This window comes from Bacteroidota bacterium, assembly GCA_018816945.1.
GTDB lineage: Bacteria > Bacteroidota > Bacteroidia > Bacteroidales.
The window spans coordinates 1-4,593 of the sequence record JAHIVC010000081.1 but is presented as its reverse complement, the minus strand read 5'-3'; the positions used below and the strand labels follow the sequence as shown (position 1 = coordinate 4,593).

The following is a 4,593-nucleotide window of genomic DNA, read 5'->3' as shown; positions in this document are numbered from 1 at the left end:
CGGGGGCTGGCTTCCACTTCCGCTGACTTGAGCGGTTAATGGAATCAATTGATCACTCTTGAAAAAATGGAAGTTCGTGAATCGAACACTTGACTTGCCTTCTCATGGAAGGGATAGTCAACTCCCTTTATTGAAATCTCAAAAGGCAGGACTGTACCAGTGTCCGCTCCTGACTCGGTTCAATTTTTTATATTAAAGAGTTGAATTTGAAAGAATGCCGTTTGATGCCATTTACAGCCCATATATTTTAATGTCTGCATGCTATTGTTATGTGTTTTACATTTACTCTCTCTTTCCTTTCGTATCCTGTTTTATTGCATAATTCAAATTCCAGAGAACTCCAGATTCACCAATCATAAGTTTTCTACAATCTGAGTAGTTTGACTTATTCAATTCTTCTATGTGGGCGGCTTTGTTTCTAAAATCTTTTGATACGGATGAAATAGCCTTTAACAAACCATCATTATCCAAAAGCCAATTGGAATGGTGATATTGAGATATGAATGCAAAGAAGTTCTTAATCAATATGCTGGTTTCTCTCCTCTTTTTACTATTTAAAGTAGTCTGCAAAAAATGTCCAAAAGTTCCTATCTCAATATCTTTTGAATTACCATTTTTGATATAACTTGCAATTCTACCAATATCCTTATCCTTGGAGTCTTCTGATAAATCCAGGTTCATACAAAATTCTTTGAAGGGTCTAATTAACCTGACTACCAGTTCATTTTCAAATGCTTTACAAAGGCCAATAACGACTGGCGACCAATCTAAAGAATATCCATTATCCAATTTGGATGAAATATATTCTGATGAAGCAATGAACCTTAAAGTCTTTTCGTTTAAAAACTCAGCCCGATTCTCTTTTATTTTTAATATTTTGATTTCTTGCCGTACTTCATCTTCTGATACAAGCTTCGTCAATAGTACGGACAGGTCTTCTACTTTTTCATCTTCCGATTTTGTTCCTGATTTTATTTCATGAATTGATAATAGCCAACCATAGCAACCATTACAGAGCCGTTTATTCCAGCTCTCCGAATAAATTGTAATTAATTTGGACTTTTTATCTCTATCACATCTGAAACAAGTGAATGCGATTACCTTATCAAAACGATATTGCTTTATTGGTCCCCTGGCAGGATATTCTTTGATAATTTTTCCAGGTGGGTTTCCTACCATTCTTCTCCTCTATACATAACGTTGAAATCAGGGGCGCGGTTTTTTGCAACCCCTGCATTTTATTGTTAACCGCCATTTGCAAGAACACCTTCACGTTCAAGAACGCGCCTAATCTCCTCATACGTTGCTGAGATATAACCTTTTGGATACCGAATTTGTCCGATGCCGTGAACGTTAGAAAACTCCTGGCAACCTTCTTCCAATAATATTATTGCACGATTAAAACCGAGTCTACCTTGAAATAGACCAATTTCGTGTATCACATTCTCTCGTGCATGAATTGTTTCATCTGCGTGCTCATCCTCCGCCGTCATTACCAGAAAAGCAAAATTTGCCTGTCCTAACATGCTCTCAAGGCGTTCCTTGATACTAAGTCCTGCTGATGATTCTCGATTGAATTCATCCCAATCAAGGCAAAGTCTCTCACCAATAAATGAACTAAGCTCCTTCCAGTCTGAACTCCGCCCATGACCAATAAACACTTTACCGCCTGATAATATCCCTGTTTTGCCTGGTGCGTATTTCTGTCGAAGATAGTTTGCAGTAGACTCAGCAATATTTGAAAGTTCTCCTAGTTGCCGAAAGGGTGAACGTTTTGCCAATAAATCACATGAAATGGCAACATGGTGAGGAGGCTGAAACCCTTGTGAAAGTGCCAAGGAATCCCGGGTCATTACCTGTCCTTTTGGCATTGCGGCTTGAATGAATTCGCTTTGAGAAAATGACGATTTCATTTTCTTTGCCTTATCTCTTATCTCTTAACTCTTCAATTACTTCACTATTTGTTGACTCTAAGGCCACAGACAAAAGGGCCATAAGCTCTAAATGGTAGGATTTAAACATTTTCTTAACTTCAATAGATCGGTTTTCGAAATTAGTCTTATCAGGATTTTCTGCTATCTGATTAACTGCCTCGTTGACTTCGTCAAAACTGACTTCAACCCAGTTCCGAGAGGTTGGATGGGCAAAGGTGCTCTTGAAACCCCATTCAGAGCTGAAATGATCACCTGGTTGTGGAGGGCTAAACCCTCGGTAATAAACATGAGATTGATAACCAAGCCATGATTGGGTAGATGCCCTCCCGACAACTCTTACAGCTTCCGAAATTTTATCGAGAAGGTTTTTAAATTCACCGCTATCTATTTCTTCGGAAATATTTCTGGATTCATTTGCAATTTCTATTATACGTTCAATGTTCATTATTGTTCCATTTGTAGCGGTGAATGCTGCTTAGCCATTTGTTAGCAAAATATTTTATATAATTATCTGTTCTTCTGTAGCAAAGCTTTAAAAGATACTTTTGCATCTGGAGAAAATTCATGAAACTTATTTAGCTTATCGCATGGTTGATCATCGCAGGCTGTACAATTCTCAACTGATTTTTCGATACCACATTTTCTAACATCACAAGTATTACAAAAACCAATAAGCCTACCGCCTGAAGAAAGGCAACCATCACAATTTATCTCTTCAGGTTTGTATATAAGGCCAAATTTTTCTGCTATTTGTTTGGCAATCTGTTCTCTTGCAATATCATCATCATTTTGTGTGGCTATGTATTGCGGACAGCTTGAGCATAAAAGACCACAATATGCAATCATTTCTGACATAGGATTATTTCCTTTGATGTAAGGTTGCGAACCTATGATTATACAGATCTGGACAACCCGTCAATTTGAATGTTATCCGACCTGCAAAGATTAAAAAATTTGATCTGTAAATCAGTATCAGTGTTTCAAATTTGTGTAAAGAAATATTCATTTATATAGAAAAAAGCCAAAACGAATAAATCCAATCCCCATTAAGTTTTATTGGAGAATAACCATATTTTTAAAAGCAAGATTTGGATGTCCTTGAAAAATAACCTTTTTATATTATAGAATGGTGTTCAGAAAAAACCTGAAACGGGATGTTTTTAATGCAATAACTTGATTGTCCCTGTTATGAAAAAAATATCACCAACCATATATCTTGTGTTAGATTTTCATTCACAAATTCAGATTTGTAACGGTTGAGTTCAGGGAAAGATATTGCTGCCCCTGGCAGTCTGCTAAACGAGTAAATCGAAAGCATATTTAAATGCCTTTTTAAACATTGAAAAAAGTATTTTCCCTTTTTCAGTATCTAAATTCAACGATACAGACATGCTAATAATTGTTGAGATAGCAACACCCTGCCAATCAAATCTGTTCAATTCGTCTAATTTTTTAGATAAATACGATATTTTTTCTGTGATGATTTTGATTTCACTATTTGGTGGTTTGTATGTCGTTAGAAGTTCTATTTTAAATTTTTCTAAAGCAGATCGAATGTTTTCCTTTTCCGATTTGTTAAAAGATTTGTGAGAATCAGATTCTTCGAACTTGATTTGCGTAATTGAAGAGTTTTTAAATTGTTCCCAAAGATCCGGAGCCTCAATTTCTTCTAAATAAGGCTTTACTTCTTCTTTTAACCAATACTCGAAATTATTAAGAAGGGAATCGATATCCATCCAATTTCTATATGTATTATTCGGATAATAATCAGATTTTGGAAAATTTGGAGCAAATCTAATATATCTACAGTCAAATGAATGAAAATCATCGATATCAGTTCGAGCCATAAAAAACAAAGGAGTACTCTCGAGTCTTAAAATGAATGCTGGATAATTCTCAACTTCTTTTTCAATGTGTCTAAAAAGAGATGAGTCCATATCATTTTCTTTTAGGACAGCCATAAAAGCATTTTTATATTTTTTTAGCATTTAATGTCCCTCATAGCACACAGCATTTAAGATCAGGCCTATTTGCTTTGATAATATAAAAAAGAGCCTATTATCAGGCAAAACTCAAATAAATCACACTTAGTAAAGAAATTCCACATTTTATTCAAAATACCAACCACATCATATGGTATTCCTTTTTTTTTATTTTCAAGTTGAATGGTAAACTTAATTGGAAACTAACATTCTCACCTGAAGAAATGATTTTGGAAACTCTTCATCGTTAAGGTATCTTAATTTTTCCGAAAATTGAGCGATGAACGGGCTGGTGCAGTGTGGACTTTGCCTATGACGAAACTCCCCCAAGGCTTGATTTAAAGGCCCGGACTATTATTAAGAAGTCTTGGGATTTCCGAATTAAAACCTGACACCACGTATTGTGGCCACATGAAGTTTTTTTCTTCAGTTCCTTCATGTCCTTCATGGTGAGAATTGTTGTTTTTTCATATAAACAGTATCGGTTACCGGGAATTGCTGAAAAATAAAGGATTCATTTGCAAAGCAATGTCACTAGGTGTTAAACTGTTAAATTCACGCAGCCAGTCCAACTTACGATAAGCCCAGGCTGCGTATCACCTAATTATTTAGGACTTTATGTCTTCGTTACGCATTCGTTACCAAACCATTGAGTTTGACAATGTGGATATTCATGT

Annotated in this window: 5 protein-coding genes; all 5 read right to left on the bottom strand. The window is 35.7% G+C overall.

Translation table 11 applies throughout. From position 1 onward, the window contains the following. Positions 1–282: 282 nt before the first annotated feature. A complete protein-coding gene (locus tag KKG99_12485) occupies positions 283–1,179 on the bottom strand; it encodes a hypothetical protein (protein ID MBU1013815.1) in 897 nt (298 codons plus the stop codon). A 65-nt stretch (positions 1,180–1,244) separates the two neighbouring features. Then, complete coding sequence (locus KKG99_12480) at positions 1,245–1,913, bottom strand: nucleotide-binding protein (protein ID MBU1013814.1); 669 nt, start codon at positions 1,911–1,913, stop codon at positions 1,245–1,247. Positions 1,914–1,923: 10 nt separating this feature from the next. Beyond that, positions 1,924–2,379, bottom strand: coding sequence for a hypothetical protein (locus KKG99_12475; GenBank protein ID MBU1013813.1), 456 nt, complete (start codon positions 2,377–2,379; stop codon positions 1,924–1,926). 62 nt (positions 2,380–2,441) lie between these two features. Then, positions 2,442–2,789, bottom strand: coding sequence for a DUF3795 domain-containing protein (locus KKG99_12470; GenBank protein ID MBU1013812.1), 348 nt, complete (start codon positions 2,787–2,789; stop codon positions 2,442–2,444). 440 nt (positions 2,790–3,229) lie between these two features. Further along, complete coding sequence (locus KKG99_12465) at positions 3,230–3,922, bottom strand: hypothetical protein (GenBank protein MBU1013811.1); 693 nt, start codon at positions 3,920–3,922, stop codon at positions 3,230–3,232. Between the last annotated feature and the right edge of the window lie 671 nt (positions 3,923–4,593).